The organism is Streptomyces sp. Tek67B01 (genome assembly GCF_055231995.1).
The window spans coordinates 5,217,867-5,238,917 of sequence record NZ_JBUYUY010000001.1 but is presented as its reverse complement, the minus strand read 5'-3'; the positions used below and the strand labels follow the sequence as shown (position 1 = coordinate 5,238,917).

The window sequence follows — 21,051 nt, the reverse complement described above, 5'->3', positions numbered from 1 at the left end:
CCGGGAACGCGAAGGGGGCGCCGCGCGGTCGCGCGGCGCCCCCTTCCGTACTTCGGCGGGGCCCGATCAGAGCTTCTTGGCCTCGGGAGCTTCGGGAGTCGTCTCGGGAGCGGGGTCCGCGGCGGGCTCGGTGTCCCGCGGCCCCTGCCCGGCGGAGGCGTCGGTCGCGCCGCCCCCTGCCCGGGTCCCGGCCTCGGTCGTCGCCCCGGTCCTCGCCTCGGCACCGGCCCCCGCCTTCGCCCCGGCCGTCTCGGCGCCCCCCGCGTCGGAGGCCACGGCGACGCCGTCCTCGGTACCGGTGACGGCGGGAGCGGGCTCCCCGTCCTTCACGTCGGCCGCGGGGTCCGAGGCCGCGGGACCCCGGTCCGGCTCGACGACCTCTTCGCGACCCGGCCGCAGCTTCTGCGACAGGACGAGGTAGATCACCGCGAGCACGAAGACGACGATCGCCGTCCAGACGTTCAGCCGCACACCGAAGATGTGGTGCGCCTCGTCGACCCGCATGTACTCGATCCAGCCGCGGCCGGCGCAGTACGCCGCCACGTAGAGCGCGAACGCCCGGCCGTGTCCGAGCTTGAAGCGGCGGTCGGCCCAGATCACCAGGAGGGCGACGCCGACGCACCAGAGGGACTCGTAGAGGAAGGTGGGGTGATAGGTGCCCGCGACCCGGTTCGGGCCGTCGCTGATCTTGAGGGCCCAGGGCAGGTCGGTGGGCCGCCCGTACAGCTCCTGGTTGAACCAGTTGCCCCAGCGACCGCAGGCCTGGGCCAGCGCGATGCCCGGGGCCAGGGCGTCCGCCCAGGCCGGCAGCGGGATGCCGCGCAGTCGGCAGCCGATCCAGGCGCCCACCGCGCCCAGCGCGATCGCACCCCAGATGCCGAGGCCGCCCTCCCAGATCTTGAAGGCGTCGACCCAGTCGCGGCCCTCGCCGAAGTAGAGCTGGTAGTCGGTGATCACGTGGTAGAGGCGGCCGCCGACCAGGCCGAACGGCACCGCCCACACGGCGATGTCCGCGACCGTGCCCGGCTTTCCGCCGCGTGCGATCCAGCGCTTGTTGCCGAGCCAGACGGCGACGAAGACGCCGATGATGATGCAGAACGCGTAGCCGCGCAGCGGGATCGGTCCGAGATGGATCACGCCGGTCGACGGGCTGGGGATATAGGCAAGTGTCATGGCAGGACCGACGCTACCTTGCCGGGCGGTACCCACCGCAACCCGCCCGGCAACCTGCCGTGAAATCGATACTCAGTCCTCCGCGGCGCCCGCCTTGGACGAGCCCGCGCCGCTGCCGGCCCTGCTCCCGGAAGTCGACGTGGCGGACGTCGAGGACGCGGCGGACGTGGAGGACGACTTCGCGGAACCCGAACCGGAGGAGGACAGCGACGACGAGGACAGCGACGACCCGGAGGACGAGGCCGAGGGCGTCGGTGAGGGGGAGCCCTTCCCCTTCGGCGTCGTCGCCGCGCCCCCGTTGCCCTTGGCGGCGGCCTCCACCGCCTCCTTCAGCTTCTGCGGGGTCAGCGGGTTGGCCTGGTCGGCGAAGATGTCCTTGCCGTTCAGCAGCACGCTCGGGGTGCCGCGGAACTTCGCGGCCTGGAACGCCTCGTGGGACTTTGCGACCCAGCTGTTGTGCGTCCCGTCGTTCACGCAGGAGCGGAACACCGGGGTGTCCAGCCCCTCCACCTTGCCCGCCAGCTCCAGCAGCCTGGCCTTCTTGGCGTAGGCGTCGTCGGTCTCCTGCGGCTGGTTCTGGAAGAGCACGTCGTGGTACGCGGGGAACTTGCCGGCGTCCTGGGCGCAGGCGGCCGCGTTCCCCGCGTTGAGGGACCCGGTGCCGCGCATGTTCCCGTCGATCAGCGTGACCAGGTGGTAGTCGACCTTGAGCAGCCCCCTGGCCTCCAGGTCGTGGACCGTGGCCCGGTAGTTGTCCTCGAAGGCCTTGCAGGCCGGGCAGCGGAAGTCCTCCCACACGGTGAGGGTGGACTTGGCCTCGGGCTTGCCCGTCTGGATGGCGAGCGCGTCCTTGCCGGTGGCCCCGGACGGGGCGGCCACCGGGCCCGCCTTGGCGGACTTGTCGCCCTTGCCGGTGTTCGCCGCGATCAGGCCGACGACCGCGGCCAGGCCGAGTACGCCGACCACCGCCGCGGACACGATGAGGGTCCGGCGGCGCTTGTCCTTCTTCTTCTGCCGCTCGCGCTCCGCGAGGAGTCGCTCTCGGGCTGATCGTTTCGTCGCATCGCGGTTCGCACCGTCGTTCTTCTCGCTCACGTTCGGCCAAACGAAGCGGGGAGGCACTCGCGTGCCTCCCCGCCCCCACTTCCACTCGATCGGGCTACAGAACCCCTGTCCCGACCCGCCCGGCGTCAGGACCTGCGTACGCCTTCCGCGAGCTCGCCCGCGAGCGCGCGCACGGCGTCCAGCCCGGTCTGCGCGTCGGGTGCGTCCAGGAGCACCTTCACGAAGGCCGAGCCGACGATCACACCGTCGGCGAAGCCGGCGACCTGCTTCGCCTGGGCGGCGTTGGAGACGCCGAGTCCCACGCAGACCGGGAGGTCGGTCGTGGCCCGGGTGCGGCGCACCAGTTCCTGGGCCTGGTCGCCGACCGACGCACGGGTGCCCGTGACGCCCATCAGGGAGGCGGCGTAGACGAAGCCGGAGCCGGCCTCGGTGATGGTGGCCAGGCGCGCGTCCCGGCTGCTCGGGGCGACGACGAAGACGGTCGCCAGCCCGTGCTCGCGCGCGTGCTCGCGCCACAGCGCGGACTCCTGGACCGGCAGGTCGGGCAGGATGCAGCCCGCGCCGCCCGCCGCCGCGAGTTCCGCGGTGAACCGCTCGACGCCGTAGCGGTCGATGGGGTTCCAGTACGTCATGACCAGGATCGGGACACCGGTGGCCTCGTACGCCTCGCGCACGGTGCGCATGACGTCGGCGATCTTGACACCGCCGCGCAGGGCGATGTCGTCGGCGGTCTGGATGACGGGGCCGTCCAGGACCGGGTCGCTGTGCGGCAGGCCGATCTCGACCACGTCCGCCCCGCCGGCGACGACGGCCTTGACGGCCTCGATGGCGCCGTCCACCGTCGGGAAGCCGGCCGGGAGGTAGGCGACGAGGGCCGCGCGGTCCTCGGACTTGGCCTTGGCGAGGGTCGCGCTCAGCAGTTCGATGTTTCCGTTGGCGCTCACTTGTCGTCCCCCTCGGCGAACTCGTTCTCGGCCACTTCCCCGTCGGTGTCGTACAGACCGAAGTAGCGGGCGGCGGTGTCCATGTCCTTGTCGCCGCGGCCGGACAGGTTGACCACGATCAATCCGTCCGGTCCGAGCTCCCTGCCGAGGTCCAGCGCGCCCGCGAGGGCGTGCGCGGACTCGATGGCCGGGATGATGCCCTCCGTACGGGACAGCAGGCGCAGGGCCTGCATCGCGGCATCGTCGGTGACCGCGCGGTACTCGCCTCGACCGATGTCCTTGAGGTAGGAGTGCTCGGGACCGATGCCCGGGTAGTCCAGACCGGCGGAGATGGAGTAGGGCTCGGTGATCTGGCCCTCCTCGTCCTGCAGGACGTAGGAGCGCGAGCCGTGCAGGATGCCGGGCTCGCCGGCGGTCAGGGTGGCCGCGTGCTCGCCGGTCTCGACTCCGTGCCCCGCCGGTTCGAAGCCGACCAGGCGGACGCCCTCGTCGGGGATGAAGGCGTGGAAGAGGCCGATGGCGTTGGAGCCGCCGCCGACGCAGGCCGCGACGGCGTCGGGCAGGCGTCCGGCGCGCTCCAGGATCTGCCGGCGGGCCTCGACGCCGATGACGCGGTGGAAGTCGCGGACCATGGCCGGGAAGGGGTGGGGGCCCGCGACGGTGCCGAAGAGGTAGTGGGTCTGGTCCACGTTGGCGACCCAGTCGCGGAACGCCTCGTTGATGGCGTCCTTCAGGGTGCGGGAGCCGGACTTCACGGCGATGACCTCGGCGCCCAGCATGCGCATGCGGGCGACGTTGAGGGCCTGGCGCCGCGTGTCGATCTCGCCCATGTAGATGGTGCAGTCGAGGCCGAAGAGGGCGCAGGCGGTCGCGGTGGCCACGCCGTGCTGGCCCGCGCCGGTCTCGGCGATGACGCGGGTCTTGCCCATGCGCTTGGTGAGCAGCGCCTGGCCCAGCACGTTGTTGATCTTGTGCGAGCCGGTGTGGTTGAGGTCCTCGCGCTTGAGGAAGATCCGAGCGCCGCCCGCGTGCTCGGCGAAGCGGGGCACCTCGGTGAGGGCGCTGGGGCGGCCCGTGTAGTTGACCATGAGCTCGTTGAGCTCGGCGGCGAAGGACGGGTCGCCCTTGGCCTTCTCGTATTCGACGGCGACCTCGTCCACGGCGGCGACGAGCGCCTCCGGGATGAACTTGCCGCCGAAGTCGCCGAAGTAGCCCTCGGCGTTGGGGACCAGACCCTGCGGGTCCGGGATGAAGAACGAGTGGGTGGACATGTCCACTACTCCTACGGGGTGCGACGGGATGACTTCACCGTATTGCGCCGCCGGTCCGTGACCCGCGCACCCCGCCGGCAGCGGTGGTGGGGATACGGAGCGAGCGGCCCGCGCCGGGAGCCGGCGGCTCGGGGGCGGCGGACCGTACGAGGGGGCCCGGCCGGTGCCTCAGGGGTACCGGGGCCGGGCGGCCGTCGTCACGGCGCGGGCGAGGGGCGCCATCGCATGCCGTTGACCTGACCGGGCTCGGAGCCGATCACGTACCGCACCCGCCGCCCGTGCACGCGCCGGGCAGGCGCGCGGCAGCCGCGGGGGCGGCAGCCGCGCGCCAGCGGCGCGTGCGCCGTCGGCACGCCGGCCGGGCCGTGGCCCGGACGGGTGCGGACGCAGGAGCGGGAGACGGGCATGGGCGGGGTCAGCTCCGCCCGTGCCGCAGGGCGGGGTGGGCGCCGGCGGCCACCAGGTCGGCCACGGCCGCCTTCGGGTCGCGCCCGGTGACCAGGGACTCCCCGACGAGGACGGCGTCGGCGCCCTCGTTGGCGTACGCGATCAGGTCGTGCGGTCCGCGGACTCCGGACTCGGCGACCTTGACGACGTGGGCGGGGATGGCCTCGACGACGCGCTCGAAGGTGGAGCGGTCGACCTTGAGGTCCTTGAGGTTGCGCGCGTTGACACCGATGATCTTGGCGCCGGCGGCGACGGCGCGCTCGACCTCCTCCTCGTCGTGGACCTCGACCAGCGGGGTCAGCCCGATGGTCTGGGCCCGCTCGATGAGGGAGACGAGGGCTTCCTGTTCCAGGGCCGCGACGATCAGCAGTGCGAGGTCGGCGCCGTAGGCGCGGGCCTCCCACAGCTGGTACGCCGTGACGATGAAGTCCTTGCGCAGGATCGGGATGTCCACGCGGGCGCGGACGGCTTCCAGGTCGGCCAGGGAGCCGCCGAAACGACGCTGCTCGGTGAGGACGGAGATGACCGCCGCACCGCCCGCCTCGTAGTCGGCGGCGAGCCCGGCCGGATCGGCGATCGCGGCGAGCGCGCCCTTGGAGGGGCTGGAGCGCTTCACCTCGCAGATCACCTTGACGCTGTCGCCACGAAGCGCGGCGACACCGTCCTTGGCCTGGGGCGCCTTGGCGGCACGCTCCTTGAGCTCGTCGAGGCTCACGCGGGCCTGCCGTTCGGCAAGGTCTTCGCGGACCCCTTCGATGATCTCGTCGAGCACACTCACGCGAGCGGCCCCCTTCCGGGTCGATGACGGTCGGCCGCCTTGCAGACACGTTCCACTGCAAGGTCAGCACTTCAAATGGTATCCGCAGGTCGCCACGGCCTCCGCACGGAGCGTGCCGGTGTCCCATGGACTGGACAGTCGGAATATGCGCTTCCTCCGGAATACCGGCTTCCCCCCACGCACCACCCGTCTCAGGGGGCCAGGGCCGACCCGAAGGGGAGGTTGCGCACGACGGCGAAGGCCAACACGACGGCTCCCACACCCCACCAGTACACCGGTCTGAGGGTGATCCTCGGCGGTGGTCCGCCGCGCGCGGCCCGGACCAACCACAGGCCCAGGAAGGCGGCGAAGAGGAAGTAGCCGAGGACGGCGACGGCGTTGTCCCCGAGAGCGGTCGTCAGATCGCCGTGGGCGAAGGCGTGCGCGCTGCGCAGTCCGCCGCAGCCGGGGCACAGGATGCCGGTCAGCCGCAGCAGCGGGCAGACCGGGTAGTGGCCCGGCTGGTTCGGGTCGACGGCGCCCACGTACGTGAACGCGGCGACCGTCCCGGCCAGCGTGAGCAGGGGGGCGGCGAGGTTCCGGGCCCGGGGGACCGGGGGCGGCGCGCTGGGCCGTTCGTGCGCGAGGCCGGGGGTGCGAGGGGCGTCCACGCGGTGATTGTCTCCGCTCATGACAAAAGGCGCAGCCCGACAGGGCCGCGCCTCTCGAAGCCGCGCCTTCCGTCGACCGGCGGCGCGGCGGCCGACGGCCGGCTCAGACCTTGGCGGCGAGCTTGTTGGCGGCGATGACCTGCGCGAGGTCCTCGTGCGTGGCCTTGGGGGCGCCCATGCCCGCCGCCTTCATCGCCAGGCCGACGACCCCGCCGAGCGCGACGACGACCAGGCCGGCCCAGAAGCCGAGCGGGTTCGCCAACACCATGAAGGCGCCGGAGACGCAGAAACCGATGAAGGCGATGATGACACCGGTCCAGGCGGCCGGGGTGTGTCCGTGGTGCGTGCCCGCCATGAGTTGCTCCTCGTTGCTCTGTCGCGCAGTGCTGAATCAAACGCGTCTGTGTCGAACGCTCGACGACCATTGTCCCGCACGGGGCGGGGCGTGGCGTCAGTGGGTCGGATCCTCGCCCCTGTCAGTGGGCCGGGTCCTCGCCCCTGTCAGTGGGTCGGGTCCTCGCCCCGGTCCAGAGCCTTCCACAGATCCTCGGGCCGGTCCGGGTCCACCACCGCCGACTTGCGCGGCCCGGGGCTGCCGTCGCGTTCGTAGCGTCCGCCCATCGCGGGCCAGCCGCTGCCGAAGCGCAGGGCCAGCAGCCCGGCGAGCAGGATCAGGACCGCTCCGCCGGCGGTGACGTACGGCCAGGGGGTGTGCGTCAGCTCGGCCACCCGCGCGGCGGTGTCCGCGGTCGTGGTGGCGGCCTTCTCGTCCAGTGCCCGGCGGTCGCCGGCGGCGGTCACCGCGGCGAGCGCGGCGCCCAGACCGCTCAGCGCGAGCAGGGCGGACACCAGGAGTCGGCCCTTGCCGCGTACGGCGAACACCGCGACCAGGGCGGCGAGCCCGACGATGGCCAGGGCGGCGGGCAGCCCGGTGACGGTCTGCCCGTCCGCGCTCAGCGGGAGGGAGCCCCCCGCGACGACGGCGCTGCCCCGGGCCCAGACGCGGCCGGAGGCGAGCAGGACGACGGTGGCGCCGAGCGCGCCGAGCAGCAGGGCGACGGCCACGCTGCGGCGGCCGCGGCGGCTGTCGGGGGCCTCGGGCTCGGGCTCGGGCGCGGCATCGGTTCGGGGCGGGGGTACGGCACTCACGCACCCCACTATCCCCTACCGGCTCAGACGCCGTGGAGGCGGTTCGCCGCTCCCACCGCGCGGAGCACCGCGGCGGCCTTGTTGCGGCACTCGTTGTCCTCCAGCTCGGGCACCGAATCCGCGACCACGCCGGCGCCGGCCTGCACGTACGCGGTGCCGTCGCGCAGCAGCGCGGTACGGATGGCGATGGCCGTGTCGGAGTCGCCGGCGAAGTCGAGGTAGCCGACGCAGCCGCCGTACAGACCGCGCCGGGAGGGCTCGAGCTCCTCGATGATCTGCATGGCGCGGGGCTTGGGCGCCCCGGAGAGGGTGCCGGCCGGGAAGCAGGCGGTGAGCACGTCGAAGGCGGTCTTGCCCTCGGCGACGCGCCCGGTGACGGTGGAGACGATGTGCATGACGTGCGAGTAGCGCTCGATGCTCATGAAGTCGACGACCTCCACGGAGCCCGGCTCGCACACCCGGCCCAGGTCGTTGCGGCCGAGGTCGACGAGCATCAGGTGCTCGGCGCGCTCCTTGGGGTCGGCCAGCAGCTCCTCGGCGAGCTCGTTGTCCTGCTGCGGGGTGGCGCCGCGGTGGCGGGTCCCCGCGATGGGGTGGACCATGGCGCGGCCGTCCTCGACCTTGACCAGCGCCTCGGGACTGGACCCGACGACGTCGAAGCCGTTCTCGAAGCGGAAGAGGTACATGTACGGCGACGGGTTGGTGGCCCGCAGGACCCGGTAGACGTCCAGCGCGGAGGCCTCGCAGGGGGTCTCGAACCGCTGCGAGGGCACTACCTGGAAGGCCTCCCCCGCCCGAATGCGTTCCTTGACGTCCTCGACGGCTGCCTGGTACTTCTCGCCGCCCCACAGGGCGGAGAACTCGGGCAGCTCGGAGACGGGCAGCGGCGTCGGCACGTAGGGCGCGGGCCGCGCGAGGTCGGCCTCCATCGCGTCGAGCCGGGCGACGGCGTCCGCGTACGCCTCGTCCACGCCGGTGTCGAGGTCGTTGTGGTTGATGGCGTTGGCGATGAGCTGGACCGTGCCGTCCCAGTGGTCCATGACGGCCAGGTCGGAGGTGAGCAGCATGGTCAGCTCGGGCAGCCGCAGGTCGTCCTCGGCGTGTTCGCCGATGCGCTCCAGGCGGCGCACGATGTCGTAGCCGAGGTAGCCGACCATGCCCCCGGTGAAGGGGGGCGTCCCCGGCGCGTTGTCGCGGGGAGTGTGCAGCGCTTCGACGGTGGCGCGCAGGGCGTCCAGGGGGTCGCCTGAGGTGGGGACGCCGACGGGGGCGGAGCCGATCCAGTGGGCCTGCCCGTCGCGGACGGTCAGCGTGGCGTCGGAGCGGACGCCGATGAAGGAGTAGCGGGACCAGGACCGGCCGTTTTCCGCCGACTCCAGCAGGAAGGTGCCGGGGCGTTCGGCGGCGAGCTTCCGGTAGAGGCCGACCGGGGTGTCTCCGTCGGCGAGCAGTTTGCGGCTGACGGGGATGACGCGGCGGTCGGCCGCGAGCTTGCGGAACGTCTCAAGATCCATGGCGTGGGACCCTACCTAGCTATTCGGCGGCCAGCGGGAGGACATCGGCGTCGAAGCACGTCCGGGCACCCGTGTGGCAGGCGGCCCCGACCTGGTCGACCTTGACGAGCACGGTGTCGGCGTCGCAGTCGAGGGCGACGGACTTCACGTGCTGGAAGTGGCCGGAAGTATCCCCCTTGACCCAGTACTCCTGGCGGCTGCGGGACCAGTAGGTGCAGCGTCCGGTGGTCAGGGTGCGGTGCAGGGCCTCGTCGTCCATCCAGCCGAGCATGAGCACCTCACCGGTGTCGTACTGCTGGGCGATGGCCGGTACCAGACCGTCCGCGGAGCGCTTGAGCCGGGCGGCGATGGCGGGATCGAGGGAGGTCGTACTCATGGGGCCATTGTGCCGGGCGAGAGTGTGGATCACCGATGGCTGTCCGCCTGATGAGCGGGCGGGGGGCGGGTTCCGGCCGTAGGCTGGCCCCCATGTCTACCCATGCGAAGCGTGAACGTCTGCTGCTGGCCGATCTGTTGGAGGCGGCGGGACCGGAGGCGCCGACGCTGTGCGACGGCTGGAGCGCGCGGGAACTGGCGGCGCACGTGGTCGTCCGGGAGCGCCGCCCCGACGCGGCCGGCGGTCTGCTGCTGAACGTGCTCAAGGGGCGCCTGGACAAGGCGATGGCCGAGTACACGGCCAAGCCGTACGAGGAACTGATCCGGCTGATCCGTACCGGGCCGCCGACGATGTCCGTGTACTCGATCAAGCAGATCGACGAGGCGGCCAACGCGGTGGAGTTCTACGTCCACGCCGAGGACGTCAGGCGCGCGCAGCCGGACTGGTCACCGCGGCAGCCCGACCCGGTCTTCTCCGACGTGCTCTGGTCCCGCCTGGAGAAACTGGCCCGCCTGACGGCCCGCCGCTCCCCGGTGGGCCTGGTGCTGCGCCGCCCGGACGGCCGCACGGCGGTCGCCCGCAAGGGGCTCCCCGTCGTGACGGTCACGGGCGAGCCGGGCGAGCTGACGCTGTTCTGCTTCGGCCGCCAGGACGCCGCCGTCGTGGAACTGGACGGCGACAAGGACGCGGTCGCCGGTCTGACCAGGGCCCGGCTGGGCATCTGACCCGGGAGCCTCAGCCCGCGAGGTCCCGGACGACCTGACGGGCCACCGCCGCCCGGGGCCCGGCGAGCTCGGCCGCCACTGCCCCGGCCCGGTCCTCGTCGTAACCCACCAGGGCCGGCCGGGGCCCGCCCAGCTCCAGGCAGCGCCGCCGCAGGTGCGTGGGCGGGTGCGTGGTGTCCACGCTGTGCCCGCGTCGGGCGGCGACCCGGCGCAGCCGCTCGTACTCGCACTCGGGCACGGCGGCCACGTGCGCGGCGAGCCGCTCCCACAATCCCTGCTCGGCGGCGTCCCGGGCCGCCCGTCCGCCCCTGCCGCCCGTCATCTGGGCGGCCACCGACTCCCGGCGCAGCTCCGCCTCGACCGACCCCACCACGAGCAGCCGGTCCATCAGCGCCACCGCGCCCTGGGTCGAGCCGACCCGCGCGGCACCCAGATCGGCCTGGTACTCGGCGCGCTGGGAGGCGCGCAGCGTGAGCCGGTCGAGCAGCAACAGCAGACCGTACACCGCGCAGCGCGGCAGGTACGTCACCACGTTGATCAGCCAGTCCCACACGGTGCACGCGGCGTTCGGGGCCAGCATGTTCCACCAGAGGGCCATGGAGCGCAGCGCGCTGCGGGTGACCAGACCGTGGCGGAGGTCCCCGTTGGCGAAGTGCCCGAACTCGTGGCCGAGCAGCGCCACCCGCTCGCGCGGGCCGAGGACCTCCCACAATCCGAGGCCCAGGACCAGTACCCGGCGCCGGCGCGGCCCGTACGCCATCACCGCGGCGTTGACGTCGGCGTTCACCACCACGGCGTGGACGCCCTCGGTGGCGACGGCGGCGGCGACCTCGTCGATCAGCTCGAAGAGCCGGGGCGCGTCGGCCCGATGGAGCACGGGGCCGTCCTGCGGCAGCCGGCCGAGCCGTGGCCTCATGATGAAGGCCACCACGAGGAGCACGACGCCCTCGACCGGTTGGATCCCGGTCTCCCAGCCCAGCACGATCAGCAGCAGACCGGCCACGGCCAGCGACAGGGTGACCAGGTGCACCAGCACGGCGATCCCGAGGGCGAGCAGCGCCGCCGGGTCGCGGCGGGCCCGGCCGGGGTCGCCGCCGGCCATGGCGGCGGCGAGCTGCTCGCCGTACCGCCGTGCCAACCGGCGCCGGGTCGCGGCGAGACGGCCCGGCTCGGGGTCGGGCGCGGACGGGTCAACGTTCCAGTCGCACTCCGCGCACCACACGACGAACCGCTCGTCGGTGGCGGCGAGCCCCTGCCCGCACCCGGGGCACAGCTGTGCCCGTGAAACAACCAGGCCGTCTCTCATGATCCCCCGCGGCCCCTCCCCAGGGCCACTGTCGGGGCAGCGTAGCCGGGCCGGGGCCCGGTCAGCGGACCGGGTGGCCCGCCTCGCGGAGGGTGGCCTTGACCTCGCCGATGCGCAGGTCGCCGAAGTGGAACACCGAGGCGGCGAGGACCGCGTCGGCGCCGGCGGCGATGGCCGGCGGGAAGTGCTCCAGCTTGCCGGCGCCGCCCGAGGCGATCACGGGGACACGGACGTGCTCGCGGACCGCGGCGATCATCTCGGTGTCGTAGCCGTCCTTCGTGCCGTCGGCGTCCATCGAGTTCAGCAGGATCTCCCCGGCGCCCAGCTCGGCGGCCCGGTGCGCCCACTCGACGGCGTCGATGCCGGCGCTCTTGCGGCCGCCGTGCGTGGTGACCTCGAACGCGCCGGACGCGGTGCGCCGCGCGTCCACCGACAACACCAGCACCTGCCGGCCGAACCGCTCCGCGATCTCCCGGATGAGTTCGGGCCGCTCGATGGCGGCCGTGTTCACGCCCACCTTGTCGGCGCCCGCCCGCAGCAGCTTGTCCACGTCGTCGGCGGTGCGTACGCCGCCGCCCACGGTCAGCGGGATGAAGACCTGCTCCGCGGTCCGGCGGACCACGTCGTAGGTGGTCTCGCGGTTCCCGGAGGAGGCGGTGATGTCGAGGAAGGTCAGCTCGTCCGCGCCCTCGGCGTCGTAGAGCTTGGCCATCTCGACCGGGTCGCCGGCGTCCCGCAGGTTCTGGAAGTTGACTCCCTTGACGACCCGACCGTTGTCCACGTCCAGGCAGGGGATCACCCGTACGGCGAGCGTCATGCCGTCCCTCCTTCGAGACCATCGGGGCTCCGGTACGCCTCCACCTCGACCTCGACGACCATGGACGGGTCGACGAAACCGGAGACGATGATCATGGACGCGGCGGGGCGCACGGCGTCGAACAGCTCCTTGTGGGCGCGGCCGACGTCGTCCACGTCACGGGCGTGCGTGAGGTACATCCGGGTGCGGACCACGTGCTCGGGGCCGAGGCCGGCCTGCTCCAGCGCCTTGAACGCGACGCCGAAGGCGGTGATCGCCTGCTCGTAGGGGCCGCCGCCGTCGGCCGCGGTGCAGCCGGAGACCAGGACCAGGCCGTTGGGGAGTGCGACGGCCCGGCTGTAGCCGATGACGTCCTCGTAGGGGCCGCCGGAGGAGATCCGGCGCACGGCGTCGGAGGCGCTCACGCGGACACCACCCGCAGGGCCTCTTCCAGGGTGAAGGCCTTCGCGTACAGGGCCTTGCCCACGATGGCGCCCTCGACGCCCAGCGGCACCAGCTCGGACAGCGCCCGCAGGTCGTCCAGCGAGGAGATGCCGCCGGAGGCGACGACGGGCCGGTCGGTGGCGGCGCAGACGTTCTTGAGCAGCTCCAGGTTGGGGCCGGTCAGCGTGCCGTCCTTGCCGATGTCGGTGACGACGTACCGGGCGCAGCCCTCGGAGTCCAGGCGCGCGAGGGTCTCGTACAGGTCGCCGCCCTCGCTGGTCCAGCCGCGGCCCTTGAGCGTGGTGCCGCGCACGTCGAGCCCGACCGCGATCTTGTCGCCGTGCTCGGCGATCGCCTTGGCGGCCCACTCGGGGGTCTCCAGGGCCGCGGTGCCGAGGTTGACGCGGGTGCAGCCGGTCGCGAGCGCGGCGGCGAGCGAGGCGTCGTCGCGGATGCCGCCGGACAGTTCGACCTTGATGTCCATGGCGCCGGTGATCTCGGCGACCAGGGCGCGGTTGTCACCGGTGCCGAAGGCGGCGTCAAGGTCGACCAGGTGCAGCCATTCGGCGCCGGCGCGCTGCCAGGCGAGGGCGGCCTCCAGCGGGGAGCCGTACGAGGTCTCGCTGCCGGACACGCCGTGTACGAGGCGTACGGCCTGGCCGTCGCGGACGTCGACCGCGGGGAGCAGCTCGAGCGTGGGTGCGGGCATCACAGGGTCTCGATCCAGTTGGTGAGGAGCTGGGCGCCGGCGTCGCCGGACTTCTCGGGGTGGAACTGGGTGGCCCACAGGGCCCCGTTCTCCACCGCCGCGACGAAACGCTCGCCGTGGGTGGCCCAGGTGACCTTGGGGGCGCGGATCAGCGGGTTGGTGACCTCAAGGCTCCAGTCGTGCGCCGCGTAGGAGTGCACGAAGTAGAACCGGGCGTCGTCGTCGAGGCCGGCGAAGGCGCGGCTGTCCTCGGGGGCGTCGACGGTGTTCCAGCCCATGTGGGGAACGATCGGGGCCTTGAGCGGGCCGACCGTGCCGGGCCACTCGTCGAGGCCCTCGGTCTCCACACCGTGCTCGATGCCGCGCTCGAAGAGGATCTGCATGCCGACGCAGATGCCCATGACGGGCCGGCCGCCGGACAGCCGGCGCCCGATGATCCAGTCGCCGCGGACGTCCTTGAGTCCCTGCATGCAGGCGGAGAAGGCGCCGACGCCGGGGACCAGCAGGCCGTCGGCGTCCATGGCCTTGTCGTAGTCGCGGGTGATCTCGACGTCCGCGCCGACGCGCGCGAGCGCCCGCTCGGCGGACCGCACGTTGCCGAAGCCGTAGTCGAAGACCACGACCGTCTTGGTGGGTCGGATTGCGCTCATCCCCAAATCCCCTGGATCCGAAGGACTCCGGCGGCGAGGCACATCACGGAGCCGATGGCGAGCAGCACGATGACCGACAGGGGCATCTTCTGCTTCTTGAAGGAGTAGACGCCCCCGGCCAGGAACAGGCCGAGGACGATCAGGATGGTGTTGAGGCCGTTCACGGCTAGAGGGCGCCCTTCGTGGAGGGCAGGATTCCGGCCGCGCGCGGGTCGAACTCCGCGGCGTAGCGCAGGGCCCGGGCGAGGGCCTTGAACTGGCACTCCACGATGTGGTGGGCGTTGCGCCCGTACGGGACGTGGACGTGCAGGGCGATCTGGGCCTGCGCGACGAAGGACTCCAGGATGTGCCGGGTCATCGTCGTGTCGTACGCGCCGATCATCGGCGCCATGTTCTCGGGCTCGGTGTGCACGAGGTACGGACGGCCCGAGAGGTCGACGGTCACCTGGGCGAGGGACTCGTCCAGCGGGACGGTGCAGTTGCCGAAGCGGTAGATGCCGACCTTGTCGCCGAGGGCCTGCTTGAAGGCCGCGCCGAGTGCGAGGGCGGTGTCCTCGATGGTGTGGTGGCTGTCGATGTGCAGGTCGCCGTCGGTCTTGACCGTGAGGTCGAAGAGGCCGTGGCGACCGAGCTGGTCGAGCATGTGGTCGTAGAAGCCCACGCCCGTGGAGACGTCGACCTTGCCGGTGCCGTCGAGGTTTATCTCGACGACGACCGAGGTCTCCTTCGTGGTCCGTTCGACCCGTCCGATGCGGCTCATGCGTGCTGCTCCTTCTTCAGTGCGCGAACCGCTTCCAGGAACGCGTCGTTCTCGGCGGGAGTGCCGGCGGTGACCCGCAGCCATCCCGGTACGCCGTTGTCCCTGACCAGGACACCCTGGTCGAGGATCTTCCGCCATGCGGTGTGGGAGTCCTCGAACCTGCCGAATTGGATGAAGTTCGCGTCGGACTCGGTGACCTCGTACCCGACGGCCCGCAGTTCGGTGACCAGGCGGTCCCGTTCGGCCTTGAGCTGCTCCACATAGCCGAGCAGCGTGTCGGTGTGCTCCAGGGCGGCCAGCGCGGTCGCCTGGGTGACGGCCGACAGGTGGTACGGCAGGCGCACCAGCTGCACCGCGTCGACCACGGCGGGGTGCGCGGCGAGGTAGCCCAGGCGCAGTCCGGCGGCGCCGAAGGCCTTGGACATGGTCCGCGAGACCACCAGGCACGGCCGGCCCTCGATGAGCGGGAGGAGGGAGCCCCGGTGGGAGAACTCGACGTACGCCTCGTCCACGATCACGAGGGACGCGCGGCCTCGATCGGCACGCGCGGCCTGGGCGGCCTCGTAGAGAGCGAGGACCGTCTCGGCCTCGACCGCCGTGCCCGTGGGGTTGTTGGGGGAGGTGATGAACACGACGTCGGGCGCGTGCTCGGCGAGCGCCCGTTCGGCGGCCTCCACGTCGATGGTGAAGTCCTCCCGGCGCGGGCCCGAGATCCAGCCGGTGCCCGTGCCCCGGGCGATCAGGGCGTGCATCGAGTACGAGGGCTCGAAGCCCATCGCGGTGCGGCCGGGCCCGCCGAAGGTCTGCAACAGCTGCTGGATGACCTCGTTGGAGCCGTTGGCGGCCCACACGTTCTCCCGCGCCACCGGGTGCTTGCCGGTGCGGGTCAGGTACGCGGCCAGTTCGGTCCGCAGCTCCACCGCGTCCCGGTCGGGGTAGCGGTTGAGGGTGCGGGCGGCGTCGGCGACGCGCTCGGCGATGCGCCGCACGAGCGGTTCGGGCAGCTCGTACGGGTTCTCGTTGGTGTTCAGCTGGACGGGCACGTCGAGCTGCGGCGCGCCGTACGGGGACTTGCCGCGCAGCTCGTCGCGGATGGGGAGGTCGTCGATGCCGAAGGTCACTGGGTGGGCACCTTCCACTCGAACCGCGCCTTCAAGGCCGCGCCGTGCGCCGGCAGGTCCTCCGCCTCGGCCAGCGTCACCACGTGGTGGGCGACCTCGGCGAGGGCGTCGCGCGTGTAGTCGACGATGTGGATGCCGCGCAGGAAGGACTGCACGGACAGGCCGGAGGAGTGGCAGGCGCAGCCCCCGGTGGGCAGGACGTGGTTGGACCCGGCGCAGTAGTCGCCGAGCGAGACCGGCGCCCAGGGGCCGACGAAGATCGCGCCGGCGTTGCGCACCCGGGCCGCCCAGGCCGCGGCGTCGGCGGTCTGGATCTCCAGGTGCTCGGCGCCGTACGCGTCGACGACCCTCAGGCCGTCCTCCAGGCTGTCCACCAGCACGATCGCGGACTGCTTGCCCGCGAGGGCGGGCTTGATCCGGTCCTCGATGTGCTTGGTGGCCGCGACCTGCGGTTCCAGCTCCTTCTCAACGGCCACCGCGAGCTCCTCGCAGTCCGTGACCAGGACGGCGGCGGCCAGCGGGTCGTGCTCGGCCTGGCTGATCAGGTCGGCGGCGACGTGCACGGGGTCGGCCGTGGAGTCCGCGAGGACCGCGATCTCGGTCGGGCCGGCCTCGGTGTCGATGCCGATCTTGCCGGTGAAGTAGCGCTTGGCCGCCGCGACCCAGATGTTGCCGGGGCCGGTCACCATGTTCGCGGGCGCGCACTCCTCGGTGCCGTAGGCGAACATCGCGACGGCCTGGGCGCCTCCGGCCGCGTAGACCTCGTCGACGCCCAGCAGGGCGCAGGCCGCGAGGATCGTGGGGTGTGGCAGACCGTCGAACTCGACCTGCGGCGGGGAGGCGAGCGCGATCGACTCGACCCCGGCCTCCTGGGCGGGTACGACGTTCATCACCACGGAGGACGGGTACACCGAACGGCCGCCCGGCGCGTACAGGCCCACGCGCTCGACGGGAACCCACTTCTCGGTCACGGTGCCGCCGGGAACCACCTGGGTGGTGTGCTCGCTGCGACGCTGGCCCCGGTGCACGATCCGGGCACGCCGGATCGACTCCTCCAGGGCGGCGCGGACGGCCGGATCCAGCTGCTCCAGGGCGGCCGCGATGGCCTGCTCCGGCACCCGGACCTGCGACAGCTCGACCCCATCGAACTTCCGCGCGTACTCGATCAGCGCCGCCGTGCCACGATGATGCACGTCCTCGCAGATGGGCCGCACCTTCTCCAGGGCGGCTTCCACGTCGAACTCGGCACGGGGCAGCAGATCGCGCAGGGCGCCACCCTCGGGGAGGAGGTCACCGCGCAGGTCGATACGAGAGATCACATCCCAATTCTCTCAGACCGACTCCCGCCACCGTCCGCCTGTATCACTGGCTGATACACGCCCCGGATGTCACAGCCGGCGCTTAGCGTTCCCCTACACCCGTGTGACCGCACGTGGGTGACCGCGGAGGGGGGCCGCCATGACGGAGATGCGCGCGGGGACGCAACCGGTGGATCTCACCGGCGCCGAACGCCGTATGTGGGAGGCCTACCGCACGGGCCGCACCTGCGATCTCGGTACCGGTGTCGCGGACCGGGACGACCCGCACGCCGGCCGCCCCTGGGGCCCTGAGCGCAGTGTCCGCGCGGAAGTGGTGGCGCTGCTGCTGCTCCACGGTCCGCCCCCGGTGCCGGGTCGGGTGGTGGCGTTGAAACTGCGCGGCGTCCGCGTCCTGGGGCGGCTGGAACTGGCCGGGGGCAGGGTCGAGCCGTACGTCGAGTTCCAGGCGTGCCGCTTCGACAGCGAGATCCGGTTGTCCGAGACCCGCGTCTGCACCCTGCGCCTGGTGAACTGTGCGATCCCCCGGCTGGAGGCGGCCCGGCTGCACACGGAAGGGGACCTGCACCTGCTCGGTTCCCGGGTGGCGCGCGGCATCCGGCTGACCGACGCGCAGATCGGCACCGACCTGCTGATCAGCCGTGCCGTGGTCCGGCCCGACAACAAGGGCCGGGCGATCACCGCCGACGGCATGTCCGTGGCCCAGGACTTCCAGGGCGACCTGCTGGAGACCTACGGGGAGGTCAGCCTGCGCGGCGCGAAGGTCGGCGTGTCGATGAACCTGCGCGGGGCGCGGCTGCGCAACCCGGACGGGCGGCGCGCCTTGAACGCGCCCCAGTTGACCGTCGAGCGGACCCTGTACCTGACCTCGATCGCGCTGTACTCCTCCCCGGGCGATTCGGGGGTCGGCACTCCCCCGTACGGGATCGGTCGGACGCCCGCGCCGGGGCAGGCCTCGCAGGCCTTCGAGTGCCAGGGCGGGATACGGCTGGACGACGGCCGCTTCGGCGACGCGATCGACTTCTACGGGGCCCGGTTCCGGCTCTCCGCGGACCAGGAGGTCTCGCTGCGGCGGATCAGCACGCCGGAGCTCCGCTTCGTGGGCGCGCAGCCCGAGCAGGGCCGGGTCGTGCTGTCGGGGGCGAAGGTGGTGAAGCTGGTCGATCTGTCCACCAGCTGGCCGGGCCCGGGTCGGCTGGTGATGGAGGGCTTCTCGTACGAGATCCTCGCCCCGCGCGGACACTTCCCGCTGCCGCGCCGGCTGGCCTGGGTGGAGACGGCCACGGTGGAGTACTCGCCGGAGCCGTACGAGCGGCTGGCGGCGGTACTGCGGGCCAGTGGGGAGGACTCCGACGCCCGGGAGGTGCTGCTGGCCAAGCAGCGGCGGCGGCGCGCGACCCTGCCGCCCGCGGCCAAGGCCTGGGGCTACCTCCAGGACTGGACGGTGGTGTACGGCTACCGGCCGGGCCGGGCGGCGCTGTGGATGGCGGTCCTGTGGGCGGCGGGCACGCTGCTGTTCTCGCGACACCCCCCGCCACCGATCAAGGAGGACGAACACCCGCAGTGGAGCGCCGCCCTGTACGCCCTCGACCTGCTGTTGCCGGTGATCGATCTGGGGCACGAGGGCCAGTGGAAGCCGGGCGGAGCCTGGCAGTGGTGTGCGTCGGCCCTCGTGGTGCTGGGGTGGATACTGGCCACGACGGTGGCGGCGGGCGCCTCCCGGCTGTTGAGGCGGGGGTGACGGCCGCGGGCCCCCGGCCACTACCCTGTGCCTCGTGACCACCGTTCGCCTGCCCCTCTTCCCGCTGAACTCGGTGCTGTTCCCCGGCCTCGTGCTGCCGCTGAACATCTTCGAGGAGCGTTATCGCGCCATGATGCGCGAGCTGCTGAAGACGGGTGAGGACGAGCCGCGCCGTTTCGCGGTCGTCGCGATCCGGGACGGCTGGGAGGTCGCGCCGACCGCGCCGGGCCTGCCGGACCAGACGACCCTGCCGGAGCGCGGTCCGGCGGCGGGCTTCGGCGCGGACCCGATCCAGGCCTTCCACCGGGTGGGCTGCGTCGCCGACGCCGCGACGATCCGGGAGCGGGAGAACGGCAGCTTCGAGGTGCTGGCCACCGGCACCGCCCGGGTGCGGCTGCTGTCGGTCGACGCCTCGGGGCCGTACCTCGTCGCGGAGCTGGAGGAGCTGGCGGAGGACGCGGGCGAGGGTGCGGGGGCGTTGGCCGAGGGCGTGCTGCGGGCCTTTCGCACCTACCAGAAGCGGCTGGCCGGGGCGCGGGAGCGGTCCCTGGCAGCGGCGCCCGAACTGCCCGACGAGCCGTCGGTGGTCTCGTACCTGGTGGCGGCGGCGGCCGTACTGGACATCCCGTCGAAGCAGCGCCTGCTCCAGGCCCCCGACACGGCGACCCGCCTGGCCGAGGAACTGGAACTGCTGCGCGCGGAGACGGCCGTGATCCGTCACCTGCCGTCGCTGCCGGCGGTGGACCTGACGCGCGCGCCGACGAGCCCGAACTGATGGCGAAGAAGAAGGCGGGGGCGGCCGGGGCTGCGACTCCCGCGATCGCCGCGCTGACCGCCGCGGGCGCGGAGTTCACCACGCACGCCTACGAGCACGACCCGTCGCACCCCTCGTACGGCGAGGAGGCCGCGCAGAAGATGGGCGTCGCCCCGGAGCAGGTGTTCAAGACTCTGGTAGCGGACGTGGACGGCGTGCTGACGGTGGCGGTCGTCCCCGTCTCGGGCTCGCTCGACCTCAAGGCGCTGGCCGGGGCGGTGGGCGGCAAGCGGGCGGCGATGGCGGACCCGGCGCTGGCGCAGCGGACGACGGGGTACGTGCTGGGGGGCATCTCGCCGCTGGGGCAGCGGCGGGCGCTTCGGACGGTGGTGGACGCGTCGGCGGCGGGGCACCGCACGATCTGTGTGTCGGCCGGGCGCCGGGGGTTGGAGGTCGAGCTGGCTCCGGCCACGCTGACGGCGCTGACGTCGGCCGCGATGGCGCCGATCGCACGCTAGCCCGCGGCGCGGCGGAGGCGGGGTGCCTGCGGCCCCGACCGGGCTGGACACCCCGGGGCTCCGCCCCGAACCCCCCGCCTCGAACGCCGGCGAGGCTCGAAACGCGGGCCCCAGCCGGGTGGGTTCGAGCGGCGACTGAACGGGGAGTCTGCGGCGCTGCGGCGCGACTGGAAACGCGGCCCCGGCCGGGTGGGTCGGGCGTCAAGCGGGCCGGGAGGGCAGGGGCGCTCAGGCGTCGGGCCGGGGGGGTTCCGAGGGCCAGGTCGGGTCCGGGGTGGTGAAGACGGCCGTCAGGGCGAGGTGCGCGGCGAGGGCCACCAGCGGCCAGGCCAGGAGCGCCCCGTGGGCCAGCAGTTGGAGCGGGGCGTCGAACGGGACGCCCTTGCCCGCCCTCGCGGCCGCCGCCGGGAGGTTGGAGGAGGGGCCGAGCCACAGGCCCAGCCGCCAGCCGACCAGGGCCGCGAACACCGATCCCACCCCGAGCCCGATCACCAGGGGTACCCCGCCCCGGCGCCGCCACAGGAAGACCGCGACCGCGCTCAGCAGTCCGAAGGCCGCCGCGAGCAGCAGGAACGTCCCATCGGCGCCGATCCGCGCCTCGTTCTCGGAGTTCCGCAGGAACACGGCCTCCCCGTCGGAGACGTACTGGACCTTCGGCGCGAGCCACGCCCACAGCACCCCGAGCAGCACGCCCGCCACCGCCACCACCAGGGCGACGGCGGCTCCGTCCCGGACATCGCCCGGCGTGGTCTTCTCACGCGGCGGCGCGCCCTGGTCGAAGGGCAGCGGGGACGGGTGCGGCGGCGGGGTCACGGCTTCGGTCACCCGCACATCGTGCCAGGTC

24 protein-coding genes and 1 pseudogene are annotated in these 21,051 nt (G+C 72.8%); 4 read left to right on the top strand and 21 right to left on the bottom strand.

Annotated features, from left to right (window positions below):
- Positions 1-66: 66 nt before the first annotated feature.
- From lgt to hisI, 11 genes and pseudogenes are all read right to left on the bottom strand, one after another.
- Positions 67-1,173 carry a prolipoprotein diacylglyceryl transferase gene (gene lgt / locus ACV7NM_RS23540; protein ID WP_463412130.1) on the bottom strand — a complete coding sequence of 369 codons (1,107 nt, stop codon included), beginning with the start codon at positions 1,171-1,173 and terminating at the stop codon, positions 67-69.
- Positions 1,174-1,473: 300 nt separating this feature from the next.
- A pseudogene (locus tag ACV7NM_RS23535) lies at positions 1,474-2,268 on the bottom strand (DsbA family protein); the annotation flags it as partial.
- Positions 2,269-2,363: 95 nt separating this feature from the next.
- Complete coding sequence (trpA, locus tag ACV7NM_RS23530) at positions 2,364-3,182, bottom strand: tryptophan synthase subunit alpha (RefSeq protein WP_463412129.1); 819 nt, start codon at positions 3,180-3,182, stop codon at positions 2,364-2,366.
- On the bottom strand, positions 3,179-4,453 hold the full coding sequence (gene trpB / locus ACV7NM_RS23525; RefSeq protein ID WP_463412128.1) for a tryptophan synthase subunit beta: 1,275 nt from the start codon (positions 4,451-4,453) through the stop codon (positions 3,179-3,181). Before trpB ends, trpA begins: the two co-directional genes overlap by 4 nt.
- Positions 4,454-4,650: 197 nt before the next feature.
- The gene (gene trpM, locus ACV7NM_RS23520) at positions 4,651-4,860 is read right to left on the bottom strand and encodes a tryptophan biosynthesis modulator TrpM (protein ID WP_329202657.1); all 210 of its coding nucleotides are present in this window, start codon (positions 4,858-4,860) and stop codon (positions 4,651-4,653) included.
- A gap of 8 nt (positions 4,861-4,868) precedes the next feature.
- Positions 4,869-5,678: an indole-3-glycerol phosphate synthase TrpC gene (gene trpC, locus ACV7NM_RS23515; RefSeq protein ID WP_463412127.1), complete on the bottom strand. Its 810-nt coding sequence runs from the start codon at positions 5,676-5,678 to the stop codon at positions 4,869-4,871.
- A gap of 191 nt (positions 5,679-5,869) precedes the next feature.
- Entirely contained in the window at positions 5,870-6,349 is a 480-nt protein-coding gene (locus tag ACV7NM_RS23510) for a DUF2752 domain-containing protein (protein WP_463412126.1), read from the bottom strand.
- An 82-nt stretch (positions 6,350-6,431) separates the two neighbouring features.
- Positions 6,432-6,683 (bottom strand): HGxxPAAW family protein, encoded by a 252-nt coding sequence (locus ACV7NM_RS23505; protein ID WP_463412125.1) that lies wholly within the window; start codon positions 6,681-6,683, stop codon positions 6,432-6,434.
- A gap of 146 nt (positions 6,684-6,829) precedes the next feature.
- Positions 6,830-7,486, bottom strand: coding sequence for a TIGR02234 family membrane protein (locus tag ACV7NM_RS23500; protein ID WP_463412124.1), 657 nt, complete (start codon positions 7,484-7,486; stop codon positions 6,830-6,832).
- Between the two features lie 14 nt (positions 7,487-7,500).
- A complete protein-coding gene (locus tag ACV7NM_RS23495; RefSeq protein ID WP_463412123.1) occupies positions 7,501-8,991 on the bottom strand; it encodes an anthranilate synthase component I in 1,491 nt (496 codons plus the stop codon).
- A 19-nt stretch (positions 8,992-9,010) separates the two neighbouring features.
- Positions 9,011-9,367, bottom strand: a complete 357-nt coding sequence (gene hisI / locus ACV7NM_RS23490; RefSeq protein WP_136215262.1) for a phosphoribosyl-AMP cyclohydrolase — start codon at positions 9,365-9,367, stop codon at positions 9,011-9,013.
- A 92-nt stretch (positions 9,368-9,459) separates the two neighbouring features.
- Between hisI and ACV7NM_RS23485 the strand changes: the two genes are divergently transcribed.
- A complete protein-coding gene (locus tag ACV7NM_RS23485) occupies positions 9,460-10,092 on the top strand; it encodes a TIGR03085 family metal-binding protein (RefSeq protein ID WP_463412122.1) in 633 nt (210 codons plus the stop codon).
- A 10-nt stretch (positions 10,093-10,102) separates the two neighbouring features.
- On the opposite strand, the gene ACV7NM_RS23480 is transcribed toward ACV7NM_RS23485, so the two are convergent.
- From ACV7NM_RS23480 to hisD, 9 genes are all read right to left on the bottom strand, one after another.
- Positions 10,103-11,398, bottom strand: a complete 1,296-nt coding sequence (locus ACV7NM_RS23480) for a M48 family metalloprotease (protein ID WP_463412121.1) — start codon at positions 11,396-11,398, stop codon at positions 10,103-10,105.
- Between the two features lie 61 nt (positions 11,399-11,459).
- Positions 11,460-12,215, bottom strand: coding sequence for an imidazole glycerol phosphate synthase subunit HisF (gene hisF / locus ACV7NM_RS23475; protein WP_463412120.1), 756 nt, complete (start codon positions 12,213-12,215; stop codon positions 11,460-11,462).
- Entirely contained in the window at positions 12,212-12,619 is a 408-nt protein-coding gene (locus tag ACV7NM_RS23470) for a RidA family protein (protein WP_463412119.1), read from the bottom strand. The genes hisF and ACV7NM_RS23470 overlap by 4 nt, the downstream gene beginning before the upstream one ends.
- The gene (priA, locus tag ACV7NM_RS23465; protein ID WP_463412118.1) at positions 12,616-13,347 is read right to left on the bottom strand and encodes a bifunctional 1-(5-phosphoribosyl)-5-((5-phosphoribosylamino)methylideneamino)imidazole-4-carboxamide isomerase/phosphoribosylanthranilate isomerase PriA; all 732 of its coding nucleotides are present in this window, start codon (positions 13,345-13,347) and stop codon (positions 12,616-12,618) included. Before priA ends, ACV7NM_RS23470 begins: the two co-directional genes overlap by 4 nt.
- Positions 13,347-13,997, bottom strand: coding sequence for an imidazole glycerol phosphate synthase subunit HisH (gene hisH / locus ACV7NM_RS23460; protein ID WP_463412117.1), 651 nt, complete (start codon positions 13,995-13,997; stop codon positions 13,347-13,349). The genes priA and hisH overlap by 1 nt, the downstream gene beginning before the upstream one ends.
- Positions 13,994-14,161, bottom strand: a complete 168-nt coding sequence (locus tag ACV7NM_RS23455) for a hypothetical protein (RefSeq protein ID WP_463412116.1) — start codon at positions 14,159-14,161, stop codon at positions 13,994-13,996. Before ACV7NM_RS23455 ends, hisH begins: the two co-directional genes overlap by 4 nt.
- A gap of 2 nt (positions 14,162-14,163) precedes the next feature.
- A complete protein-coding gene (gene hisB, locus ACV7NM_RS23450; protein WP_136215256.1) occupies positions 14,164-14,757 on the bottom strand; it encodes an imidazoleglycerol-phosphate dehydratase HisB in 594 nt (197 codons plus the stop codon).
- Complete coding sequence (locus ACV7NM_RS23445; RefSeq protein ID WP_463412115.1) at positions 14,754-15,878, bottom strand: histidinol-phosphate transaminase; 1,125 nt, start codon at positions 15,876-15,878, stop codon at positions 14,754-14,756. The genes hisB and ACV7NM_RS23445 overlap by 4 nt, the downstream gene beginning before the upstream one ends.
- Positions 15,875-17,197 carry a histidinol dehydrogenase gene (gene hisD, locus ACV7NM_RS23440; RefSeq protein WP_463412114.1) on the bottom strand — a complete coding sequence of 441 codons (1,323 nt, stop codon included), beginning with the start codon at positions 17,195-17,197 and terminating at the stop codon, positions 15,875-15,877. Before hisD ends, ACV7NM_RS23445 begins: the two co-directional genes overlap by 4 nt.
- 139 nt (positions 17,198-17,336) lie before the next feature.
- Between hisD and ACV7NM_RS23435 the strand changes: the two genes are divergently transcribed.
- From ACV7NM_RS23435 to ybaK, 3 genes are read left to right on the top strand one after another with little or no spacing between them, the layout of a single operon-like run.
- The gene (locus ACV7NM_RS23435; protein WP_463412113.1) at positions 17,337-18,935 is read left to right on the top strand and encodes an oxidoreductase; all 1,599 of its coding nucleotides are present in this window, start codon (positions 17,337-17,339) and stop codon (positions 18,933-18,935) included.
- Between the two features lie 34 nt (positions 18,936-18,969).
- Entirely contained in the window at positions 18,970-19,710 is a 741-nt protein-coding gene (locus ACV7NM_RS23430) for an LON peptidase substrate-binding domain-containing protein (protein WP_463412112.1), read from the top strand.
- Positions 19,710-20,207, top strand: a complete 498-nt coding sequence (gene ybaK, locus ACV7NM_RS23425; protein WP_463412111.1) for a Cys-tRNA(Pro) deacylase — start codon at positions 19,710-19,712, stop codon at positions 20,205-20,207. The genes ACV7NM_RS23430 and ybaK overlap by 1 nt, the downstream gene beginning before the upstream one ends.
- Positions 20,208-20,435: 228 nt before the next feature.
- On the opposite strand, the gene ACV7NM_RS23420 is transcribed toward ybaK, so the two are convergent.
- Positions 20,436-21,032, bottom strand: coding sequence for a hypothetical protein (locus ACV7NM_RS23420; RefSeq protein WP_463412110.1), 597 nt, complete (start codon positions 21,030-21,032; stop codon positions 20,436-20,438).
- Between the last annotated feature and the right edge of the window lie 19 nt (positions 21,033-21,051).